Source organism: Catenulispora acidiphila DSM 44928 (assembly GCF_000024025.1).
Taxonomy (GTDB): Bacteria; Actinomycetota; Actinomycetes; order Streptomycetales; family Catenulisporaceae; genus Catenulispora; species Catenulispora acidiphila.
Genome location: NC_013131.1, coordinates 2177170 through 2197683 on the forward strand (window position 1 = coordinate 2177170; position 20514 = coordinate 2197683).

19 protein-coding genes are annotated in these 20514 nt (G+C 69.6%); 9 read left to right on the forward strand and 10 right to left on the reverse strand.

What is annotated here, in order from left to right; genetic code table 11:
* Positions 1–111 precede the first annotated feature (111 nt).
* Together CACI_RS09580 and CACI_RS09585 are read left to right on the forward strand one after the other, a co-directional pair.
* Positions 112–1041 carry an SPFH domain-containing protein gene (locus tag CACI_RS09580; protein ID WP_012786135.1) on the forward strand — a complete coding sequence of 310 codons (930 nt, stop codon included), beginning with the start codon at positions 112–114 and terminating at the stop codon, positions 1039–1041.
* Positions 1042–1058: 17 nt separating this feature from the next.
* Entirely contained in the window at positions 1059–1349 is a 291-nt protein-coding gene (locus tag CACI_RS09585) for a hypothetical protein (RefSeq protein WP_012786136.1), read from the forward strand.
* A gap of 223 nt (positions 1350–1572) precedes the next feature.
* Here the strand turns inward: CACI_RS09585 and CACI_RS09590 are convergent, their stop codons facing one another.
* A complete protein-coding gene (locus tag CACI_RS09590; RefSeq protein WP_012786137.1) occupies positions 1573–1995 on the reverse strand; it encodes a response regulator in 423 nt (140 codons plus the stop codon).
* A 135-nt stretch (positions 1996–2130) separates the two neighbouring features.
* Between CACI_RS09590 and CACI_RS09595 the strand changes: the two genes are divergently transcribed.
* Positions 2131–2607, forward strand: a complete 477-nt coding sequence (locus CACI_RS09595) for a hypothetical protein (RefSeq protein ID WP_012786138.1) — start codon at positions 2131–2133, stop codon at positions 2605–2607.
* A 204-nt stretch (positions 2608–2811) separates the two neighbouring features.
* Complete coding sequence (locus tag CACI_RS09600; protein ID WP_012786139.1) at positions 2812–3435, forward strand: hypothetical protein; 624 nt, start codon at positions 2812–2814, stop codon at positions 3433–3435.
* Between the two features lie 707 nt (positions 3436–4142).
* On the opposite strand, the gene CACI_RS52185 is transcribed toward CACI_RS09600, so the two are convergent.
* Complete coding sequence (locus CACI_RS52185; protein ID WP_049871526.1) at positions 4143–5732, reverse strand: serine/threonine-protein kinase; 1590 nt, start codon at positions 5730–5732, stop codon at positions 4143–4145.
* 139 nt (positions 5733–5871) lie between these two features.
* On the reverse strand, positions 5872–6552 hold the full coding sequence (locus CACI_RS09610; protein ID WP_012786141.1) for a hypothetical protein: 681 nt from the start codon (positions 6550–6552) through the stop codon (positions 5872–5874).
* A gap of 114 nt (positions 6553–6666) precedes the next feature.
* Between CACI_RS09610 and CACI_RS09615 the strand changes: the two genes are divergently transcribed.
* Positions 6667–7116: a MarR family winged helix-turn-helix transcriptional regulator gene (locus tag CACI_RS09615; RefSeq protein ID WP_012786142.1), complete on the forward strand. Its 450-nt coding sequence runs from the start codon at positions 6667–6669 to the stop codon at positions 7114–7116.
* 13 nt (positions 7117–7129) lie between these two features.
* Here the strand turns inward: CACI_RS09615 and CACI_RS09620 are convergent, their stop codons facing one another.
* A complete protein-coding gene (locus tag CACI_RS09620) occupies positions 7130–8041 on the reverse strand; it encodes a YwqG family protein (protein WP_012786143.1) in 912 nt (303 codons plus the stop codon).
* A gap of 123 nt (positions 8042–8164) precedes the next feature.
* On the opposite strand from CACI_RS09620, the gene CACI_RS09625 reads away from it, so the two are divergent.
* Positions 8165–8617 (forward strand): flavodoxin family protein, encoded by a 453-nt coding sequence (locus tag CACI_RS09625; RefSeq protein ID WP_012786144.1) that lies wholly within the window; start codon positions 8165–8167, stop codon positions 8615–8617.
* A gap of 255 nt (positions 8618–8872) precedes the next feature.
* Positions 8873–11281 (forward strand): lamin tail domain-containing protein, encoded by a 2409-nt coding sequence (locus tag CACI_RS09630; RefSeq protein WP_012786145.1) that lies wholly within the window; start codon positions 8873–8875, stop codon positions 11279–11281.
* A 92-nt stretch (positions 11282–11373) separates the two neighbouring features.
* Here CACI_RS09630 and CACI_RS09635 read toward each other — a convergent pair whose 3' ends face one another.
* The 3 genes from CACI_RS09635 to CACI_RS09645 all read right to left on the reverse strand — a co-directional run bounded on the left by CACI_RS09635 (position 11374) and on the right by CACI_RS09645 (position 13749).
* Positions 11374–11796, reverse strand: coding sequence for a ribonuclease domain-containing protein (locus tag CACI_RS09635; protein ID WP_012786146.1), 423 nt, complete (start codon positions 11794–11796; stop codon positions 11374–11376).
* Between the two features lie 190 nt (positions 11797–11986).
* Positions 11987–12793, reverse strand: coding sequence for a CHAD domain-containing protein (locus CACI_RS09640; protein ID WP_049871527.1), 807 nt, complete (start codon positions 12791–12793; stop codon positions 11987–11989).
* A gap of 8 nt (positions 12794–12801) precedes the next feature.
* Positions 12802–13749 (reverse strand): hypothetical protein, encoded by a 948-nt coding sequence (locus tag CACI_RS09645; protein WP_063643524.1) that lies wholly within the window; start codon positions 13747–13749, stop codon positions 12802–12804.
* 92 nt (positions 13750–13841) lie between these two features.
* Between CACI_RS09645 and CACI_RS09650 the strand changes: the two genes are divergently transcribed.
* A complete protein-coding gene (locus CACI_RS09650; protein WP_012786150.1) occupies positions 13842–14615 on the forward strand; it encodes a cyclase family protein in 774 nt (257 codons plus the stop codon).
* A 253-nt stretch (positions 14616–14868) separates the two neighbouring features.
* Positions 14869–16512: a thiamine pyrophosphate-binding protein gene (locus CACI_RS09655; RefSeq protein ID WP_012786151.1), complete on the forward strand. Its 1644-nt coding sequence runs from the start codon at positions 14869–14871 to the stop codon at positions 16510–16512.
* A 497-nt stretch (positions 16513–17009) separates the two neighbouring features.
* Here the strand turns inward: CACI_RS09655 and CACI_RS09660 are convergent, their stop codons facing one another.
* The 3 genes from CACI_RS09660 to ngcE form a co-directional block, all read right to left on the reverse strand.
* Entirely contained in the window at positions 17010–17954 is a 945-nt protein-coding gene (locus CACI_RS09660) for a carbohydrate ABC transporter permease (protein WP_012786152.1), read from the reverse strand.
* Between the two features lie 19 nt (positions 17955–17973).
* Positions 17974–18921 (reverse strand): carbohydrate ABC transporter permease, encoded by a 948-nt coding sequence (locus CACI_RS09665; protein WP_012786153.1) that lies wholly within the window; start codon positions 18919–18921, stop codon positions 17974–17976.
* Positions 18922–19033: 112 nt separating this feature from the next.
* Positions 19034–20497 (reverse strand): N-acetylglucosamine/diacetylchitobiose ABC transporter substrate-binding protein, encoded by a 1464-nt coding sequence (ngcE, locus tag CACI_RS09670; protein WP_012786154.1) that lies wholly within the window; start codon positions 20495–20497, stop codon positions 19034–19036.
* Positions 20498–20514: the final 17 nt, after the last annotated feature.

The following is a 20514-nucleotide window of genomic DNA, read 5'->3' on the forward strand; positions in this document are numbered from 1 at the left end:
GCACGTCTGCGCAGGTCCGCGCCAGGAGAGCGCAGAACCCTGGCTGCCGGCGGCTAAAAGTGATATCTCTTTGATAGAGAATTCACGGGCCGCAGGAGCAGGGGGCATGCGATGACGACGGATCAGGGCGGACAGGAGCCGACACCGGTGGCGGAAGCCGCGGAGGTGCAGGCCGCGGAGGTGCCGATCAGCGAGCAGTCGGCGCGCGACGTCTCGGGGTGGGGCGCGCTGGGCGCGGTGATCGTGCTCGCCGGGATCGCCATCGCGGTGGCGGCGCTGACCATGGACGCGACGCGCGCCTGGGCCGTTATCCCGGGCGGCGCGGGCTTGTTCCTGCTGGTGGGCTTGACTCCGGTCTCGCCGGGGCAGGCGCGCGTGGTCACGCTGTTCGGCCAGTACGTCGGCACGATCCGCACGACCGGGCTGCGCTGGGTGAACCCGCTGACCTCGCGGCGCCAGGTCTCCACCCGCGTGATCAACAGCGAGACGGCGACGCTGAAGGTCAACGACGCCGACGGCAACCCGGTCGAGATCGCGGCGGTCGTGGTCTGGCAGGTCCGGGACACCGCCAAGGCCGTGTACGCGGTCGACGACTTCAACGACTTCGTCGCCATCCAGACCGAGACCGCCGTCCGGCACATCGCCGGCGGCTACCCGTACGACGCGCGCACCGAGGGCCAGGTCTCCCTGCGCCAGAACGCCGACGAGATCACCGCCCGCATGTCGGAGGAGATCGCCGAGCGGGTGGTGCTGGCGGGCATCAACGTGATCGAATCCAGGATCACCCGGCTGTCCTACGCCCCCGAGATCGCCCAGGCGATGCTGCGCCGCCAGCAGGCCGACGCGGTTGTCGCCGCCCGGCAGCGCCTGGTGCAAGGCGCGGTGGGCATGGTGCGCTCGGCCCTGGACGCCCTGAGCGAGGAGGACATCGTCGAACTGGACGAGGAGCGCAAGGCCGCGATGGTCAGCAACCTGCTGGTCGTGCTCTGCAGCGAGCAGGCGACCCAGCCGGTCGTGAACACCGGCACGCTCTACCAGTAAGGCGAACCGGAATCACTGTGAGCCCGCGGAAGCAGATCCTGCTGCGCCTGGACGCGTCGGTCCACGACGCCCTCGCGCGCTGGGCCGGCGACGAGCTGCGCAGCACCACCGCGCAGATCGAGTACGTGCTGCGGCAGGCTCTGGCGCAGGCCGGGCGGCTGCCCGACGACGTGGGGAAGATGCCGCGGCGCGGGCGGCCGCCGAAGGGGGCGGCGGCGGGTGAGGCAGCACACGGAGATCAGGCAGGCGATGAAGACGGCCAGGCGGACCGTGCGGACCAGGCGAGCCCGGGACCGGATCAGGAGTGAGCGATCGCTTGCTGCTCGGAGCTGATTTCGCTCAGGTCGCTCAGCAGGAGTAGGCGGCCGCCGCTCGCCGCTCAGCTCACGAGCCGGCGATCGCCCGCCGCTCTGGCCCGAGTTCGCTCAGCAGAAGCTAGCGATCGCAGGCCTCGCGCCATCCCCCTTTCGGCTCCTCAGTTTTCTGGCTCCTCAGTTTTCTGGCTCCACAGTTTTTTGGTTCCTCAATTCCTCAGTTCATCAGATCCGCCAGCAGTCGCAGCAGCCGCGGCACGTCCACCGGCTTGGGCATGTGCGCGTCCATCCCGGCGTCCAGGGCCCTGGCCCGATCCGCCGCCGTCGCCTCGAACGTCACCGCGATGATCGGGGTGGCGGCGCCCTGGTCGAGGCGGCGCATGCGGGCGGCGGTGGCGTAGCCGTCGAGGCCGGGCATCGCGACGTCCATCAGGACCGCTCGGATGGCGGGGTCGTGCTCGACGGCTGCCAGGCCGTCCGCGCCGGTGGCGGCTTGCAGGACCGTCAGGCCGCGGGCGCTCAGGGCACTGCCGAGGGCGAAGGCGCCTCGGCGGTCGTCGTCCACGATCAGGATCTTCTGGCCGGTGAAGCGGGGCGCGCCGGGTTCGGGACCACACCGGCGTTCGGCAGGGTGCGCCATCCTCCCATCCTCCGCCGGTTGGAGGTTTTTGAGAACTCTGATTCGCGCCGCTGTCCCCGACATCGCCGAATGGCCGGCCGGGAATCGGGTATCGGCGGGTGTCCCGGCAACGGGCCGGGCCCGGGAGGGGTCGTCATGGTCGTCACTGTGATCGTCGTCCTGATCGTCCTCGCCGCTCTGGTGGCGGCGTACTACTTCGGTCCCGCCGGCTGGCGGACCTCGGCCGCCGGAACGTTCGGCGGGTTCGGCACGCGCGTCGGCAAGTTCATCGAGAGCGGACGGGCCGACCCGCGACCCGGCGTCGGCGGCGCCGCGGCCACACCTGTGCCGCCGCGCTTCTCCGAGGCGGACCGCGCGTACCTGGACGGCGTGTGGAAGCACGTACAGAGCACATTCGTGAGCAATCCGCGCGTTGCCGTGACCCTGGCGCACAAGACCGCCGAGGGCTTCTTCGCCGCGCACGGTGTCTCCACCGAAGGGCTCCCGCAGGGCCCGGACAGTGCCGACGGCGACAGCGAGGCAGGCGCTGCCGCGGGCGTGGAGGACACCGAGGCGATGCGCCAGCGGCTGCTGGCGATCAAGACGTGGTCGGACCGGGAGGCCGCCCGCTGAAGCCGGCGCGGCTGCCGTCGCCGTACCCGGCAGCCGCGTCGTTTTTCACCGGAGGCGAGCCCTTGTCGCAGGGCTCTTTTTTCTTTTTCCTGCTCAAAACCGTTGCGGCGCTTGCCCCGGTGCCTGTTTCAAACTCTGTGACCGGGTACCTGGCAGAGGCGCGGCGCCGCTGAACTCATCCGCGTGAGCAGTGAGGAGGCTGCTATGAGCACGATGATCGAAAAGGAAACCCCGTATGCCATCGGGACCAGCGTCACTTGTTCCGAAGGTGATTGCGGCCGGCTGCACCGGATCATCATGGACCCGGGTACCCGGGCTCTGACCCACCTCGTCGTCGGGCGCGATCCGCATGCCGCCCGGCTGGTACCGGTGTCGCTGGTCGGCAGCGCCGGACCCGACATGATCGTTCTGACCTGCACCGCGTCCGGCTTCGATCTGCTGGAGCCGGCCGAGGCCACCGAGATGGTGCAGCCCGCGGCCCCGACCGGCGGACCGGTCAGCGGCGGCGGCGCCCTCGGCGGCGGCTACCGGGCCCCGGCCAAGCCGGACGTGGTCACCTACGACCGTGTCCCGGCCGGCGAGGTCCAGCTGGTCCGCAACGAGCGCCTGCACGCCGCCGACGGCGACATCGGGCACATCAAGGGCCTGATGGCCGCCCCCGACCACCACGTCACGCACATCCTGCTCAGTGAAGGACACCTGTGGAGCCGCAAGGAGGTCGCGGTCCCGATCCGCAACGTGGTCGACGCCACCTACGGCGTCCAGGTGGACCTGACCCGCGAGGAACTGAAGGACCTGCCCGCGGTCGATCTGACGCGGACCAGCTGAAGAACCCGGCGGCCGGCCCGATCGCCGGCCGCCGGACCGCCCGGCGAACGGGGCTGGCGCTTAGTGCGGCGCCAGACGGGGAGCCGGGCACCGGCAAGACTCGCGGCGCGCTCGTTCGCGTGCCGCACCGAACGGCCGGACGGCGTCACGCCGGACCGGACCAGAGCGGACCCGGGACCGCAGGCGGGTGCGGCCCCGGGTCCGCTGCGCCCAGTGTGGAGGCGGCGCGGCCCGGCGCGCAGTCGATTCGAAAGGGTTGGCGGCGAATGGCGCTCGACATGTCCGTAAGGAGTCCGCTTCCGGCATCGCACGGACTGGCCGGAGGCGGCGACGACGCTCCCCGCCGCAGACGCCGGCGTGGCGTGAGAACGCGGGTGCGCTGGGGACGAGTGGCCCGCTGGGCCGCCTTCCGCTGCGGAATGCGCTAGCCCCGGGGCCGCGACGGGGTGCCTGGTCGGCGGCCTTGGTGTCCGGCTTCTGATATGGCCGGCGGGCCGCTGTTCGCGTCCGAACGCCGGTGACCGCTGCGGTGATTCCGGCTGCGCGGGTACGCTCGGCAGCGCCGGCTGATCGGCTGCTGTCAAGGGTGGTCGGCGGTGGCCGGGTGGCCGCGATGTCCGGCTGCTGATATGGCTGGCAGGTCGCTATGCGCTCCGGACTGGCAACCTCTTTTTCATGTCCGGACGCGGCTGGCTGATAGCCCGCTCTCAGCTGTGGCTCGAACTCGCCGCCGTCTGCGGTGCCGTGCTGTGGCTCGTCGACGGGCTCGACGACGGCGGCGCCGAAGAACTCGCGCTGCTGCTCGGTGAGCTCGGCGCCGATGTGCTCTGCGTCGTCGATGCGGCGCTGCTCGTCGTCGGGCTCGGGGCGTTCGTCGTGGAGGCGGTCGAGGCGGGGGTCGTCGGGGTCGGCACGGAGGCGGTGGTCGGGGTCGGCGCCGTCTGCGTGGTCTGCGACGCGGTCTTGGAGCGCGCCGTGAAGGTCAGCGGGGACTGGCTCGTGCTCGTGCCCACCGAAGCCGCCGGCGGCGAGCTGGGGTTGCTGTTTCCCTTGTGCAGCACCAGTACCAGGGCCGTCGCCAGTGCCGCGACCACCGCGACCGACAGCAGCCCGGCCACCAGTCCCGCGCTGCCGCCGCCTTCGTCGCGCCTCCTGCCCTGCGGCGGCTCGCTGACGCCGAGGAGCTCCTGGTTCCGGTCGGCGGCGCGGGCGCGGGTCCGGACGTCGACCGGATCGAGGCGTGCCGTCGGCTGGTTCGCCGGGGTGGGCAGCGGCAGGGTCGGGTCGGGCCTCAGTCCGGGGGTGGTCACCGGGTCGGAGTCCGGCTGGGGGAAGACCGCGATGCCCTCGTAGTCCAAGATCTCGGCGGCGCTTTGTGCTATCGCCGCCGTCAGGTCCGCCGGGAGCCAGGCGCCCTCCGGCACGCTGTCGGCCATGCGCCCGATGATCTGCGCGGTGCTCGGCCGGCGCGCCGGGTCCTTCGCCAGGCACATGCCGACCAGCGGCGCCAGCGAGTCCGGCACGCCGGTCAGGTCCGGCTCGCCGTGCGCGATGCGGTAGAGCACGGCGTGCTCCGGACCGCCGCCGAAGGGGTTGTGGCCGGTGGCGGCGTAGGCCAGGACCGTGCCGAGGGAGAAGACGTCGGTCGCGCCGGTCAGCTCCTGCCCGCGCGTCTGCTCCGGCGACATGAAGCCCGGCGAGCCGATGATGGTGCCGATGTCGGTGCGCGTCTGATCCGCCCCGGCGATGACCCGCGAGATGCCGAAGTCGATGACGTGCGGGCCGTCCACGGCGAGCATCACGTTCGAGGGCTTCATGTCCCGGTGCACGACGCCCGCGGTGTGGATCTCCGCCAGCGCCCGCGCGAGCCCGTACGCCAGCACCCGCAGCGACCTCTCCGGCAGCAGCGCGCCGGCGCCGACCACCGCGCGAAGCGTCAGCCCGGAGACGTACGCGGTCGCCAGCCACGGCGTCGCCGCCTCCGGATCGGCGTCCACGACCGGCGCCGTGAACCGCCCCGACACCAGCCGCGCGGCCGCGACCTCCTGCCGGAACCGCCGCCGGAACTCGCGGTCCCCGGCCAGCTCGGCCTTGACCACCTTCACCGCGACGGTCCGCCCGCCGCGCGTCCGCCCCAGGAAGACGTGCCCCATGCCCCCGGAACCCAGCCGGGCGATCAGCACGTACGGGCCCACAGTGCGCGGATCCCCTGCTCTGAGCGGTTCCACCTCGCGGACCTCCCCGATCGGGCGTTTGTACAAGTAGTAGTCCAGCATCGCAGCGAACTGAAGCGCCAAGTGCGTACACAGCGCTTAACCGGCACCGCTCCACCCGAACGGGCGGTTCGGCGCACCGTCCGCCACCTGTCGGTCGTTGATTCTGGCCGCGAACGACCGGATCACGACACGGACTACTGCATGCTCACCCTTTTGACCATCACCGATCCGGGTCGTGCGTGGTGACCGTCGCGACGCCCGGAAGCCGGCGGTCCTCGGCGGACTTCGGCACCATGCGCGCCACGGCTTGCGGCATGGCGCCGATCGTGAGGACTCGGACGTGATCGCGCACCCGGACCACCGCGAAGGAGGCGACGTCAGGGACCTGATCCGGCAAGGCGATCTCATGGCTGCCGGCCGCGAGCTCGCCGTCGAATATCGGTGCCGCGGTACTGGTCGGCTCAGGAGGTGTGAACGACGTGCCCCACAGTGCCTCGACGGAGACGTGCTCCGCCTCGGCGAGGGTGATGCGGAAGGTCCGCTTCGTCTGGTCGTAGCTGACGTCGCCGATCGGGGGCATGCCGGCGGCCGCGGCCGCCTCGACCTGAGCGGCGACGACCCCCGCGATGCCGGCGAGACCCTGGACGAAGACGACCTGGCTGTTGCGCTCGGTGATCGTGTCATGCAGATGCTGCTTGGTGTCCGGCGGCACCATGCCGCCGAAGACGAGGATGTCGAGGTCGGCGACGTCGTAGTCCTCCAGCACGCGGTCGAACTGGTTGGTGGCCTCGGCGCGATATCCCTTCTCGCGCAACAACTCCACGGCGGAGACGAGCACGCTGGGACTCCGTCCGACGATGAGTGCGCGGGTGGTTCCGGCAGCGGGCGATTCGTGGTTCATCGATCCTCCAGGAAGGGTGCGGGGCAGAGGTGCGCCTTCAATGTTGGCGACACCAATGTTGGCATCACCAATATAGCGAGTGTTGGCCATGCCAACAATGGGTAGGCTGCCTCCATGCCCGCGCATCACGATCGGATCAGCCGCGCCCCGGACCGGATCAAGGACCGCCCGACCTGGCTGATCAGCCGGGCGTTCGCGCGCTCCTCGGCCCTGCTCTCCAGCGGCTTCGAAGCTCACGGCGCCGGGCTGCGGAGCCACCACTACCGCCTGCTGGCGGCCCTGGAGCAATCGGGACCGGCTAGCCAGGCCGACCTCGGCCGCGACACGGGCATCGACCGCAGTGACGTCACCGCCGCCCTCGCCGAGCTGGAGGCGCGCCGCTTCGTCGACAGAAAGGTCGACCCCCGCCACAGACGGCGCAACGTCGTCACCCTCACCACCGAGGGCGCCGACGAACTGCGCCGACTCGACGCAGTCCTCGACGACATCCAGGCCGCCGTACTCGCCCCGCTGACCGACGCGGAGCAACGTCTGTTCCTGGACCTGCTGTCGCGCGTGGCGTAAGCAGGCCGCACGCTCAAGAACAGTCCCCCCACCAACCGACGGGCCGATCCGGGCACTGCGCGCACTCGAAGATGTAGATCCCGCCGGCGTCACCGATCATGATTCCCGCAGCTTCGCTGACCGCGGATCCCGCCGCTTCCTGTGGCGCGCGTTCCTCGCGGCCGGTCGCGCCTGTCCGCTCTTCGACGGGGAGCCACGTGCGCCACGACGAGCCGTCGAACTCCCGGCTGTCCACGGTCAGCAAGTGCTGCATCTTCGTGCCGCACGCCGTGCACGACGGCCAGCAGGACTCCTGCTTCCAGCTCGGATAGCCGCCGAGCTTGATTCCGGGCGCCGCCGCGAGGTGGTGGTCGAAGATCCAGCCGGTCTCCGCCCGCAGCGACTCGAAGCGCGGCAGCAGGGCCGTCAACAGGTCGAACGGCAGGTCCGACGTCGGATACTCCGTGACCTGCTCGGGGTGGACGACGCAAGCGCCGGGGATGCGGTCCGCCGGAGCGATGTCCACCTGATCGGGGACGTCTGGCCGGACTTGCTCGATCGAATCCGCGTCCCGCCAGTACACCTGGGGTGCGGACGCGCATCCGTCGATGATGAAGGGACACCAGAGCACTTGAAGGAGGTCGGTGCCCCGGGGAAAGGCCAGATGCGGCACATCCCGCCGATGGACTTGGACGATGCTGACCAGCGGTACGGGCTTGGTCGTGGTCTTGACTTCGGGCCATTCGATGCTGTGGCTGTGGGTGGGTTCCGGGCAGACCGGCCACGGCTCGTCCGCCGGCCACAGCAGCGGTCCGCCGACCGAGCTGTCCAGCGGGCCCGGGTCGCCAGGCCTCGGGTGGAGACGGATCGCTGTGCGCCGGAACGGCGCCACCTCGGGAATGAGCGCCTCGACGTCGACAGGCCTCGGCGGTGTGGTGCGAACCATGGGACTCTCCGCGGCGTCGGTATCGGTGGCTGCGGATCATGATATTGACGGACGCCGGCAAAGAGCCCGGACGACGCCTCGGCCTCGAACCCGGGCAAAGGGTTTCGTGGAAGGATCACCATCGTGTCTGAGCTGCTGATCGTCCACCACACCCCCTCGCCGACCCTCCAGGCGATGTTCGAGGCCGTCGTCTCCGGCGCGACCGACGACCAGATCGAGGGCGTCACCGTCATCCGCCGCCCGGCCCTGGCCGCCACGGCGGTCGACGTCCTGAGCGCGGACGCGGTGATCGTCGGCACGCCGGCGAACATCGGCTACATGTCCGGTGCCCTGAAGCACTTCTTCGACCAGATCTACTACCCCTGCCTCGACGCGACGAAGAAGCTCCCCTACGCCGCCTACGTGCACGGCAACAACGACACCGTCGGCGCTCTCCGCGCCATCGAGTCGATCGCCGGCGGCATGGGCTGGGAGCGGGTGTTCCAGCCGGTGACGGTGACCGGCGAGGCCTCGAAGACCGACCTGGAAGCGTGCTGGGAGCTGGGGGCGACGGTCGCCGCCGGGCTCATGGGCTGAGGCACGCGGTCAGCACGCGGCTCCGGCGCAGTCCGTCGGTGACATGATTTCTCCTATCCGAGGGACCGCTGTCGCAGAATACTGTTTGCGCTGGAAGGACGACTGGAACCGCATGGCGCGCGTTTTCGCGCATCGACCGATCCTGTGCAACCGAGCGACCCCACATCAGCACTTGTTGTCCTTGTCCCGGACGCTCGCGGTTCGCGAAGATGCCCAACACTGTGTGCCGATCCAGACCCCTGACGAGGAGAACCTGTGCAAAGGACCCGTGCCCTGACCGCCGTCGCGATTTCCGCGAGCACGATCGCCGCGCTGCTCGCGCTGCCGTCCGCCGAGGCGACGGTGTCCACCGACGTCGTCGTGAACGAGGTGTACGGCGGCGGCGGCAACTCCGGCGCGACCCTGAAGAACGACTTCATCGAGCTGCGCAACAACGGGACCGCTCCGGTCTCGCTGGCCTCCTGGTCGGTGCAGTACATCTCCGCCGCGCCCGGCGCCACCACGACGTGGCAGGTCACCAACCTCACCGGGAGCATCGCTCCGGGCAAGACCTACCTGGTCGGTGAGGCCGCCGGCGCCGGCGGCACCGCGGACCTGCCGGCGCCGGACGCGACCGGCGCGATCAACATGAGCGGCACCGCCGGGACCGTCGCGCTGGTCACCTCGCAGACCGCGCTCAGCTGCAAGACGGCCGCGGACTGCGCCGCCGACGCGAGCGTCAAGGACCTGGTCGGCTACGGCACCGCCGTCATCCACGAGGGCACCGCCGACGCCCCGGCCGCGAGCAACACCGCCTCGGTGGCGCGCGCCGCCGCCGGCACCGACACCGACCAGAACGGCGCCGACTTCACCGCCGGCGACCCGACCCCGGCCGCCGGCGGCTCCGGCAGCGGCGGCGGCACCCAGCCCGGCCCGCTGCGCATCCACGACATCCAGGGCGCCGGCTGGGTCTCGCCGGTCAACGGCCAGGCCGTGACCAACGTCCCCGGCATCGTCACCGCGCTGCGCACCAGCGGCTCCAAGGGTTTCTGGATGCAGGACCCGACCCCGGACGCCAACCCGGCGACCAGCGAGGGGGTCTTCGTCTACACCAGCTCCGCCCCGACCGTCGCGGTCGGCGACTCGGTCCTGGTCTCCGGCAAGGCGCAGGCGTACTACCCGCTGGCCAGCGGCGACACCGTGGCCACCACCTCGAACCTGTCGGTCACCGAGATCGGGACCGCGACCGTCACCGAGGTCAGCAGCGGCAACGCGCTCCCGGCGCCGATCGTGCTCTCGGCGGCGAACGTGCCGGCGACCTACGCCCCGGACCTGGGCGGCGCGAACATCGAGAGCACGCCGGTCACGCCGTCGCGCTCGGTGCTCGACTTCTACCGCTCGATTCAGGGCATGCGGGTCGAGGTCGACGACGCGCGCGTGGTCGGTCCCTCCGACGCCTACGGCGAGCAGTACGTGACCGTGAAGCCGAACGAGGCCACCACCTACCGCGGCGGTTCGGAGCTGCTCGGCGAGAACCAGACGCCGTCCGGGCGCCTGGAGGTCGTCGCCGCCGACGGCAGCAACCCGCACGTGAGCGTCGGCGACGTCCTCACCGGCGCGACCGTCGGGGCGATGGACTACTCGCAGTACGGCGGCTTCCTCATCTCCGCCTCGACGGTGGGCACGGTCCAGAACAACCACCTGGCGCCGGTCGTCGCCGACGCGAACCCGGCCAAGGACCTGTCGGTGGCCACCTACAACGTGGAGAACCTGGCGCCGTCGGACCCCGACAGCAAGTTCCAGCGCCTCGGCGCCGGCATCGTCACCAACCTGGCCACCCCCGACATCGTCTCGGTCGAGGAGGTCCAGGACAACAGCGGCGCCACCGACGACGGCACGGTCGCCGCCGACCAGACGCTGACCAAGCTCACCGCGGCCATCGCCGCCGCGGGCGGTCCGAAGTACGCCTGGCGCGAGATCGACCCGGCGAACGACAAGGACGGCGGTCAGCCCGGCGGCAACATCCGCACCGTGTTCCTGTACAACCCGGCGCGGGTGACCTTCGTCGACACCGGCGCGGCGAGCGTGAACCGCACGACGACCGGCACCCAGGTCGTGAGCAAGCACGGCGAGCCGGCGCTGAGCCTGTCGCCCGGACGCATCGACCCGGCGAACCCGGTCTGGAACTCCAGCCGCAAGCCGCTGGTCGGGCAGTTCTCCTTCCGCGGCCACGACGTCTTCGTCATCGCCAACCACTTCGACGCCAAGCTCGGCGACCAGAACCAGGACGGCCGCTTCCAGTACCCGGCGCAGTCCTCGGCGCTGCAGCGCTCCGGCCAGGCGCAGGTCGAGCACGACTTCGTGCAGAAGCTGCTGGACGTGGACAAGAAGGCCGACGTGGTGGTCGTGGGCGACCTCAACGACTACCAGTTCAGCCCGGCGCTGAGCTCGCTGCGCACCGGCACCTCCGACGGCACCGGCCCGTCGATCCTGACCGACCTGATCAGCACCCTGCCGACGAACGAGCAGTACACGTACGACTACGAGGGTGTCTCCGAGGTGCTCGACCACATCCTGGTCAGCAAGGGCATCAAGGACCTGAGCTACCAGGTGGTGCACGTCAACGCCGAGTACACCGACCAGGCCAGCGACCACGACCCGCAGGTGGTGCGGATCAAGCCGTAAGGCCTCAAGCCGTAAGCCTTCGCCGCACTGAACACATGCGCCGCCGTCGAATCCGACGGCGGCGCATGTGGTGTTTTCAGGGCCGAAAACCCTTACGACAGCGCGTAGAAGTCGCTGTAGTGGTCCGGGGAGTACCAGACCTGCCCGGTGTTCATGTCCACGACGATCCGGACCGCGTCGCGGTGCGCGCCGCACGCGCGCGGGTTGACGTCGAACTCCTGGAAGCTGTCGCCGGAGGGCAGCTGGCCGTCGTCGTTGTAGTAGGTGCCGCCGGCGTAGTTGCACTTGCCGTTCGGCCAGTCGTACCAGCCGCGCGAGCTCGGGTAGTTCATCGACTCCCACGTCGAGTTCGCCGAGGCCGCCGCCGAGCAGCCGCTGACGGTGCACGAGCCGTACACGGTCGCGTCGGCGGCGGGACTGGCGACGACGGTGACGGTGACGGCGGACGCGGTGGCGGCGAAGCCCACGGCGAGCCGCTGGGTCCAGGACAGGCCGAATCGGCGCAGGGACGACATGGAACCTCCGGGTCGGTGGAAGGTGGTCACCGACACTGTGACGCCGAATCAGGGTGTCCGCTACAGGGCAACCCCTGGATATCGGGTCCTGATATAAAGGTTCATCTGTCAGGGCTCGGATACGTTCCGTATCCGTCGCCGGGTGTTTGCCAAAGATCCTTTGGGGCGCACATCCGTGCGTACTTCTCGTCTACCGAAGGCTCGGGCGCGCAGCCTTCCACGCCTTGCGAACCTGCCGGTCGAAGTCGCGGGAGTCGCAGCGCACCAGCCCGAGCAGCACGCCGTAGGTGAACGCGTCCTCTCCGGCTTGGTGCGCGCCGGCGGCCAGATCGGTGAGCGCGGCGGCGGTGACGACTCGGTCGTGTTCTTCGCCGAGCACGTCTTGCAGTGCCTTGATGGGCTTGGCGTCGGGCAGCCCGAGCGCCTCGGCGGCGTAGCGGGCGCGGCGCGCTGCCTTGCGCGCGTCGTGCATCGCGGTGTCGCGCTCGGCGCCGTGCGGCATCGGGAGCGCCGCCCGCATGCGCTTGCGGACTTTTTTGTGCAGGCGCGACAGATCCGGGTCCTTGCCGGGCTTGGCCGTGCGGAAGTAGGCGTCGAGGCTTTTCAGGAGGCTGCGATAGCGCGGCGAGTCCAGCGCGTCCGTCACGACGCCGAGCGCTGATTCCCGCTCGAGGGCGAACACCGCCTCGACCCGCTGCTTGACCGGACCGAGCACGTACTCCGACGGTGTCCGCTTGAGCAGGTCGAGCACCAGTTCCGCGAGCACCTCGGCCTCGCGTGCCGGACCCAGCGCGTCGCCGAGCCAGCCCAGTTCCTCGATCAGTCCGAGTCGTTTCTTGGTGCTGGGGAGCACGTCTTCGAACGTCCGCAGGTTCGCGCGCAGTGTGCGCGCAGCGACGCGCATCTGGTGCACGGCGTCGGGAGCGTCGGCGCGGACGTCCGGCTCCAGGGTGGCGAGTGCGTCGGCTTTGGATTGCAAGGATGTCAGGAGGCTCATGCCGTGAGTCATGTGGTGAATCCCATGTGCACGTGGTCGTGATGCGTGCGGTCGCTGAAGAACTGCGGGCCCGACAGTTGCCGGGGTCCGCCGACGTTGTAGGAGCCGAGTGCCGCGGCGCGGCGCATCAGGTTGTCGACGAGCGCCGTCGGGGTGGCGGGGTTCACGACAGCGTTGCCGTCGATCCGCCATACGTCAACCGCCCGCCCGCGCGGATGGTCCGAGGGGCGGGTGGTGCCGAAGACGTCGATCGGGTGGCCGGAGCGGACGACGCTGACGGCCAGCTCGTGCTCCTTCGCCAGTTCGAGCAGGACGTTCAGGACGCTGTCGTGCACCTGGCCGCTGCGCACGTCGGCAGCCGCGGCCGCCGGGAGGCTGACGCGGGAGGAGGCGAGCAGAGCGGTCGCGGCGGAGGAGGGGGCGGAGGTCGGCGCGCCGGGCTGGGAGGGGTTCACCTGCGTGACGCGCCAGCGGGGCGATGCCTGGACCAGGCGGACGTCGTAGGTGGCGACGCTGGTGACGACCAGGACGCTGGCCGAGGTGTCCAGCAGGCCGCCGTATTGGGCGTCGTAGATCTGGAGATCGGGCCGGTTGAGCTGGGCGATGATGTGCTCGACGGCGACGGCTTTGACGTCGGGCTCCAACTCGCCGGGGCCGGGCGTCCAGAGGGCGGCGGCCGGCGATGACGGTCCGCCGGGGGTGACGCCGGTCGACGGCTTGGTCGCCGAGGAGCTGGTTGGCGATGGCGACGGCGATGGCGAAGACGCCGCCGACGAGCCTGATGGCGAAGACGACGCCGACGGCGAGGAGCCTGACGGCGAGGAGGTCGTCCCGGTCGTCGGCGAGCTCGTCGGCGCGCCGTCGGCGTTCCCGTGCGAGGAGTCGCACGCCCCGGTGAACGCCGCCGCGCCGAGTGCCGCGATGCCGCCCCGGAGAATCGTCCGCCTTGTGCTCATACGCTTCAGTATCCGTCAGAATCCCCACGGGGCGCGCAAAGAGCGCCGCGCCGCGGCTGACGAGCCGCCGTGCCGGGAGTACGGTGCGAGGTATGACGCTGCTGGTCCAGCTGGCTGAGGCGGTCGCCGCCGGGACGATCGAGGTCGTCGATCTCACCGCGCCGCTGTCGCACGAGACACCGATCCTGCACCTGCCCGAGCCCTTCAATAACACGGTCCAGTTCTCGCTGCGCGAGATCAGCCGCTACGACGAGCGCGGTCCGGCCTGGTACTGGAACGACATCGTCACCGGCGAGCACGTCGGGACGCACTTCGACGCGCCGGTGCACTGGATCACCGGACGTGACGGCGAGGACGTCTCGCAGGTCGCGCCCCGGCGCCTGATCGGTCCGGCGGTGGTGCTGGACGCCTCCGAGCGCGCCGCGCAGGATCCGGACCACCTGCTCCAGGTGGAGGACGTGCGCGAGTGGGAGTCCAAGTACGGTCCGCTGCCGGAGGGCGGCTGGCTGTTGTATCGCACCGGATGGGACGCTCGTGCCGGTGACCAGGCGGCGTTCCTCAACGCGAACGAGACCGGTCCGCACAGCCCCGGGTTCTCGGTGGAGTGCGCGAAGTGGCTCGCGGAGGAGACGCCGCTGCAGGGCATCGGGGTGGAGACCGTCGGTACCGATGCCGGCGCCGCTCACAGCTTCGACCCGCCGTTCCCGTGCCACTCCTCCATGCTCGGCGCCGGCAAGTACGGGCTGACGCAGTTGCGGAACCTGGATCGGCTGCCGGCGCGGGGCGCCGTGCTGATCGCGGCGCCGTTGCCGATCGTGCGGGGGTCGGGGAGCCCGGCGCGGGTGCTGGCGCTGGTCGAGCACTAGGGGTGACGCTGGCGCGGCGGGGCGTGGCAGTGCGTGCCGGGTCGTGTCTGGTTTGGAAGCGCGGGGGAGGGCTGGGCGTACTGCGTGGTCGTCGCGGCCCTGTTCGGTCTGGCGGCCGGGGCGTTAGTCGGGTCGGGGGCTCGGCGGGGGTACGCGTGTTCGGCGTGCGCTCCTTGCTCGATTCGTGATCCACCGTTGTGAAGCGCGCCCCGGCGGGTAGGAACCTGCTGCGTCCCGAGCGATCGGAGGACCCATGTCCGTTGAAGCGACCGTTGCCTCCGAAGTCGGCAAGACCCTGCGCGAAGCAGGCGCCGACGTGGTGTTCGGGGTTGTCGGCAGTGGCAACTTCCATGTCACCAATGCGTTGGTCGATGCCGGCGCGCGGTTCGTCGCGGCACGGCACGAGGGTGGTGCCGCCACGATGGCCGATGCCTATGCGCGCGCCAGTGGTGGGCTCGGGGTGCTGTCCGTGCATCAGGGCCCTGGTCTCACTAATGCGATGACCGGTATTGCTGAAGCTGCTAAGAGCCGCACGCCGTTGGTTGTTTTGGCGGCTGAGGCGACATCTCGGCTGTCGAACTTCTGGGTTGACCAGAATGCTCTGGCACGGGCTGTCGGTGCGTTGCCGCGGCGTGTGAACAGCGCCAGATCCGCGCGTGCCGACACGCTGACGGCTGTCGCGACCGCGCAATCCGAGCGGCGGACCGTGATTCTCAATCTGCCGCTGGATGTGCAGCAGCAGCGGGTCGAGGCCGGGAAGCGGTTCGGCTTGCTGTCCGGCGCGACGACCGTGCATCCCAGTGAGAACGACATCTCTGCGCTTGCCGCGCTGCTGGAGGAAGCCGAACGGCCGGTGTTCATCGCGGGGCGGGGCGCGCGGCTGGCCGACGCCGGGGAGGCGATCGCCGCGTTGGCCGAGCGTTCCGGCGCGCTGCTGGCGACCTCGGCGGCGGCGCGCGGGCTGTTTCGCGGCGATCCGTTCGACCTCGACGTCAGCGGAGGGTTCGCCACGCCGCTGGCCGCCGAGCTGATCCGGTCCGCGGACCTGATCGTCGGCTGGGGGTGCGGGCTGAACATGTGGACGTTGCGCCACGGCACGCTCATCGCCCCCGACGCCAAGGTGGCGCAGGTCGACACCGAACAGGACGCGCTGGGGCGGCACCGGCGCGTGGACCTCGGCGTGGTCGGCGACGCGACGGACACCGCACGCCAGGTCGCCGACCGGGTGTCGGCCAAGCACGGCTACCGCTCGCGCGAGATCGCCGGCTCGGTGCGAAGCGAGGGCCGCTGGCCGCAGATCCCGTTCGCCGACCGCTCCACCGCCGACCGCATCGACCCCCGCACGCTGTCCGCCGAACTCAACACCCTGCTTCCCACCGAGCGCACCGTCGCCGTCGACTCCGGCAACTTCATGGGCTACCCGGTGATGTACCTGGACGTCCCCGATGCCGAAGGACTCGTGTTCACCCAGGCCTACCAGTCCATCGGACTCGGCCTGGCGACCGCGATCGGCGCCGCCCTGGCCCGCCCGGACCGCCTCACCATCGCAGCCCTCGGCGACGGCGGCGCCCTGATGTCGGTCACCGAACTGGAGACCGCCGTCCGCGAACAGCTGGGACTGCTCATCGTGGTCTACAACGACGCGGCATACGGCGCCGAGGTCCACCACTTCGGCCCGAACGGCGACGACCTGGCCACCGTGACCTTTCCCGACACCGACATCGCCGCCATCGCCCGCGGCTTCGGCTGCGAAGCCGCAACCATCCGCACCCCCGAAGACCTCAAGGTGATCGCACCCTGGCTCGCCGGCCCCCGCGACCGCCCCCTGCTGCTCGACGCGAAGGTCGTCGCCGACGAGGCCTCCTGGTGGCTGGAGGAGGCCTTCCGCGGGCACTGAGGCGGGTGGTGCGCGGCTGGCGCTCGCGGGTGCGGTTGGTTGGTGGGTTTTCAAAGCTTTTTACGGCTTCGCGCGGGTTGAAGAAGGCCTCGCAGGGGGCGCAGTTCGGTGGAGGGTGTGCGGGCTGCGATGGCGGCTGGCGGTTGAGGCTGTCCGCGACTGGCGGCATACGGCACGACCCCTCCTGGAGCGAGTGCCGCTCGCCGTGCAGGCCCTGCTTTCGACCTTGACTTCATGTGCCACCAAACGCAGCCGCCACCCGCCAACCCCCACGCGTGCGCAGTGACTTGGACCGGCGCGCGGTCGTGGACATGAAACACCGCCGGCCGCCAGCGCAACCCGGACACCCTTCACCGAACTGCGCCCCAGCGAGGCCATCAAACCATGCTCGAAGACGTAAAAAGCTTCTCAAAGCCCATCAACCAACCGCACTCGCCCATATCGTGCCAGGCACGCGTGATATGGAGGATCCACCGAAGCATGCCGCCGGATACGCCCTACTTCAAAGTCCCCGCCGTCAGTCCGGCCTGCACCTGGCGCTGGAAGGACAGATACACCGCCATCACCGGCAGCATCGCGATCGTCATGCCCGCGAACAGGGCGGGGAAGTCGCCGCTGTAGCCCTGCGCCACCATGAGGGACACCAGGCCCTGCGACAGCATGTAGTGCGGTGCCTCGCCGTGTTGGGACTGCATCAGGACCACGGGGAGCAGGTACTGGTTCCACTGGCCCAGGATGTTGAAGATGCCCACGCTGATCAGGCCGGGTTTGGCCATCGGGAGCATCACCTGGAAGAAGGCGCGGGTGTGGGAGGCGCCGTCGATCTGGGCTGCTTCGAAGACTGCTGAGGGGAGTGTTTTGAAGAAGGAGTGCAGGAAGAACACCGTGAAGGGCATCGAGAAGGCGACGTAGACCAGGACCAGGCCTTGGTAGGTGTTCAGCATGTGCAGCTTGCTCACCTGGAAGAACAGGGGGACCAGGGCCAGGTAGACCGGGAGCATCACGCCGGAGACGAACAGGTAGTAGATGAACCTGTTGCCGCGGAACTCGAAGCGGGCCAGGACGTAGGCCGCCATGGCGCCGAGCAGCATCGTCAGGGACACCGAGAACACCAGGACGATGAGGGTGTCCTTCAGGTAGGTGCTGATGCCGGTGTGCCAGGCGCGGCTGAAGGCGTCGAAGGAGAAGTGGTGGGGCCAGGACCAGGCGCTGCCGTTGAGTTCGCTGGTGTTCTTGAAGGCGCCGAGGATCACCCACAGGACCGGGCCCAGGACCATGATGGCCCAGACCGCCATGAAGCCGGTGCCGAATACGTTCAGGGTCGCGCCGGATTCGCCGAAGCGGCCCGCGCGCTCGCCTTTGCCGGGCTTGCCGGGCTTGCCGGGTTTGCCGCCCGCCGTCTTGGCGGTCGTCGGCGAGGTCTCCGTCATGTCCGCTGCCATGTCGTCTCTTCCTCCGCGCTCAGTACTCGAGGCGCTCGCGGCGCGTCAGGCGCATGACGACGAGCGAAAGGATCAGGGTGATGAAGAAGATGACGACGCCCATCGCGCAGGCGTAGCCGGCCTTGCCCAGGACCTGGAAGTTGCGCATCAGGTAGGTCGCCAGGACCTCGCCGTGCTCGTCCGGGCCGCCGCCGAAGCTGGAGCCGGGGGTCAGGGTGGCCACCAGGGCGAAGGCGTCCATCGCGGCGACCGCCAGATACACCCAGGCGGTCTGCACCGAGTCCCACAGCAGGGGCATCGTGACCTTGAAGTAGGTCTGGGTGCGCCCGGCGCCGTCCAGCAGCGCCGCCTCGTAGTAGTCCCGCGGGATCTGCTGCATCGCGGCGGAGAACAGGACCAGGTAGAAGCCGACCCACTGCCAGACCAGGATGAACATGATGCACCACAGGACGAACGTGGGGGAGTTCAGGAACTCCCACGGGTGGTTCGCGTCTGTGAGCCCCAGTTTGATGACGATCGCGTTGAACAGCCCGACGCTGTTGGACTCATAGGCGGCCTGGAACAGGATCACGATGATCGCGACCGACAGGACCTGCGGGAAGAAGAAGACGATCCGGAAGAACGCCGAGCCTCCGATGCCCCGCACCCCGCCCAGGCCGCCGCGGCGCCCGCCGACGTTCAGCATGAAGGCGAAGAACATCGCCAGGACGATGGTGATCGTCGGGAACACGATCAGGATGATCATGTTGTGCGTCAGGGCCTTGAGGAAGATCGAGTCGTGGAACAGGTCCGCGTAGTTCTTCAGGCCGACGACCTTGCTCGGCGGCGCGACGCCGCTCCATTCGGTCAGGGAGTAGCCGAAGGTCTCGACGTAGGGCCAGATGACGAAGATCAAATAGACCGCGAGCGGCCCCGCGAGGAACGAGGCGATGAACAGCCGCTCTCTGGTCTTCTTGCGCAGCCGCATGGCGCGAGCTCCCGGGAGGAGATGAGGGGAGGGTGGGACGGTGGGCCGTGGACCGCCGGGGAGGAACCGGCGGGCCACGGCGCGTTCGCGGGACGGTCAGGCGGTCGCAGGGTCAGGCGGTGGTCGGGCGCTTGAACTTCTGCACCGAGGAGTCGCCGGCGCACTTGTCGGCCGCCGCCTGCGCGCGGGTGATGAACTCGGCCGGCTTGATCTTGTTCGCCATCAGCTGGCCCATGGCGTCCTCGAGGTCCTTCTCCATCTGGGAGTACCAGTTCAGGTAGTACCAGGAGATGACCTTGCCGTTGGCGGCCTGGTAGAGGTCGTTGCTGGACTTGGTGCCCGGCAGCAGCTTGGCCTCGATGTCCGGGGTGATCGCGTCCTTCACCACCGACAGGGAGTTCGCCTTCTGCGCGAAGGAGGCGCCGCCGGCCTTGGAGCACATGATGCGCAGGAACTCCAGGCCGCCGGCCGGGTTCTTGGCCTTGCTCGGGACGATGAACGGCTCGCCGGCGCCGGCCCGGATCGCGGTCTGCGGCATCTTGTCGCCGCTGAGCGAGGGCATGGCGAACACGGCCATGTTGAAGCCCGCCGGGGTGGCGGACAGCTGCTCGTTCTCCAGCCACGAACCGCAGGGGATGACCGCCGCCTTGCCCTGGTTCCACAGGGTCTGGGACTGGATGTGGGTCAGACCCTCGGTGCCCGGGAGCATGTAGCCCTTGTCCACCAGCTCGTAAAGGGCATCGACGCTGTTCTTGACCGCGTCGGACTTCCAGGCGTTGGGCTCCAGGTTGTCGATGGCGGTCTGCACGTCCGGGCCGCCGTTCTTGGCGACCATGTCCATCAGCGGCACCAGCATGTAGTACGGGTACTTGCCCTGGTGCGCGAACGGGGCGATGCCGCTGGCCTTGATGGTCGCGCACAGCGTCATGAAGTCTTCCCACGAGGTGGGGACCTGCCAGTTGTTCTTCTGGAACAGCGCGGTGGAGTACCACAGCCCGAAGACGGTGAACGCGTAGTTCAGCGAGAACATGCTCTGGCCGAGCTGGCCCGTCTCGATCGTGCCGGCCAGCAGGGTGTCGCGGACCTTCTTGCTCGGGTCGTCGATCGAGGGCGCGTCCAAGAGCCGGTCCAGGTTGGTCAGCTGGCCGCTGCTGTTCAACACGTCCAGCTTCAGCTGCTGGGCGCCGGAGTCGTCGATGACGTCCGGCGGGCTGCCGGCGTTGAACCGGGGCTGCAGGTCGCCGGTGAGGTTTTGGCCGCTGTGGTGCGAGACCTGCGAGCCGGAGAACTTCGAGGAGTACATCGCCTCGAAGGCCTTCGCGTAGTCGTCGCCGTAGCCGCCCTTGAAGACGTAGACATCCAGCGGGCTGGAGGCCTTCACTCCGAACGGGTTCTTCGGGTCCGAGGAGTTCGCGGCGGTGGTGGAGCCCGCGTTGTTGTTCTTGGGGCTGCTCCCGCTGCCGGCCGCGCACCCGGCTGCCAGGGCCGAGCCCGGGCCGACCATGGCCGCGATCGCGGCCGAACGGACCAACATCTGCCGGCGGGAGACGTCGGCTGGCAAACCGTGATCTGACACTGTGTTTCTCCTGATCG

Excerpts from the sequence above, each read along its gene's own strand:
- CACI_RS09580 (WP_012786135.1), top strand. The coding sequence starts at position 112 with ATGACGACGGATCAGGGCGGACAGGAGCCGACACCGGTGGCGGAAGCC.
- CACI_RS09590 (WP_012786137.1), bottom strand. The coding sequence starts at position 1,995 with ATGGCGCACCCTGCCGAACGCCGGTGTGGTCCCGAACCCGGCGCGCCC.
- CACI_RS09595 (WP_012786138.1), top strand. The coding sequence starts at position 2,131 with ATGGTCGTCACTGTGATCGTCGTCCTGATCGTCCTCGCCGCTCTGGTG.
- CACI_RS09600 (WP_012786139.1), top strand. The coding sequence starts at position 2,812 with ATGAGCACGATGATCGAAAAGGAAACCCCGTATGCCATCGGGACCAGC.
- CACI_RS09610 (WP_012786141.1), bottom strand. The coding sequence starts at position 6,552 with ATGAACCACGAATCGCCCGCTGCCGGAACCACCCGCGCACTCATCGTC.
- CACI_RS09615 (WP_012786142.1), top strand. The coding sequence starts at position 6,667 with ATGCCCGCGCATCACGATCGGATCAGCCGCGCCCCGGACCGGATCAAG.
- CACI_RS09620 (WP_012786143.1), bottom strand. The coding sequence starts at position 8,041 with ATGGTTCGCACCACACCGCCGAGGCCTGTCGACGTCGAGGCGCTCATT.
- CACI_RS09635 (WP_012786146.1), bottom strand. The coding sequence starts at position 11,796 with ATGTCGTCCCTGCGCCGATTCGGCCTGTCCTGGACCCAGCGGCTCGCC.
- CACI_RS09640 (WP_049871527.1), bottom strand. The coding sequence starts at position 12,793 with ATGAGCCTCCTGACATCCTTGCAATCCAAAGCCGACGCACTCGCCACC.
- CACI_RS09645 (WP_063643524.1), bottom strand. The coding sequence starts at position 13,749 with ATGAGCACAAGGCGGACGATTCTCCGGGGCGGCATCGCGGCACTCGGC.
- CACI_RS09650 (WP_012786150.1), top strand. The coding sequence starts at position 13,842 with ATGACGCTGCTGGTCCAGCTGGCTGAGGCGGTCGCCGCCGGGACGATC.
- CACI_RS09655 (WP_012786151.1), top strand. The coding sequence starts at position 14,869 with ATGTCCGTTGAAGCGACCGTTGCCTCCGAAGTCGGCAAGACCCTGCGC.
- CACI_RS09660 (WP_012786152.1), bottom strand. The coding sequence starts at position 17,954 with ATGGCAGCGGACATGACGGAGACCTCGCCGACGACCGCCAAGACGGCG.
- CACI_RS09665 (WP_012786153.1), bottom strand. The coding sequence starts at position 18,921 with ATGCGGCTGCGCAAGAAGACCAGAGAGCGGCTGTTCATCGCCTCGTTC.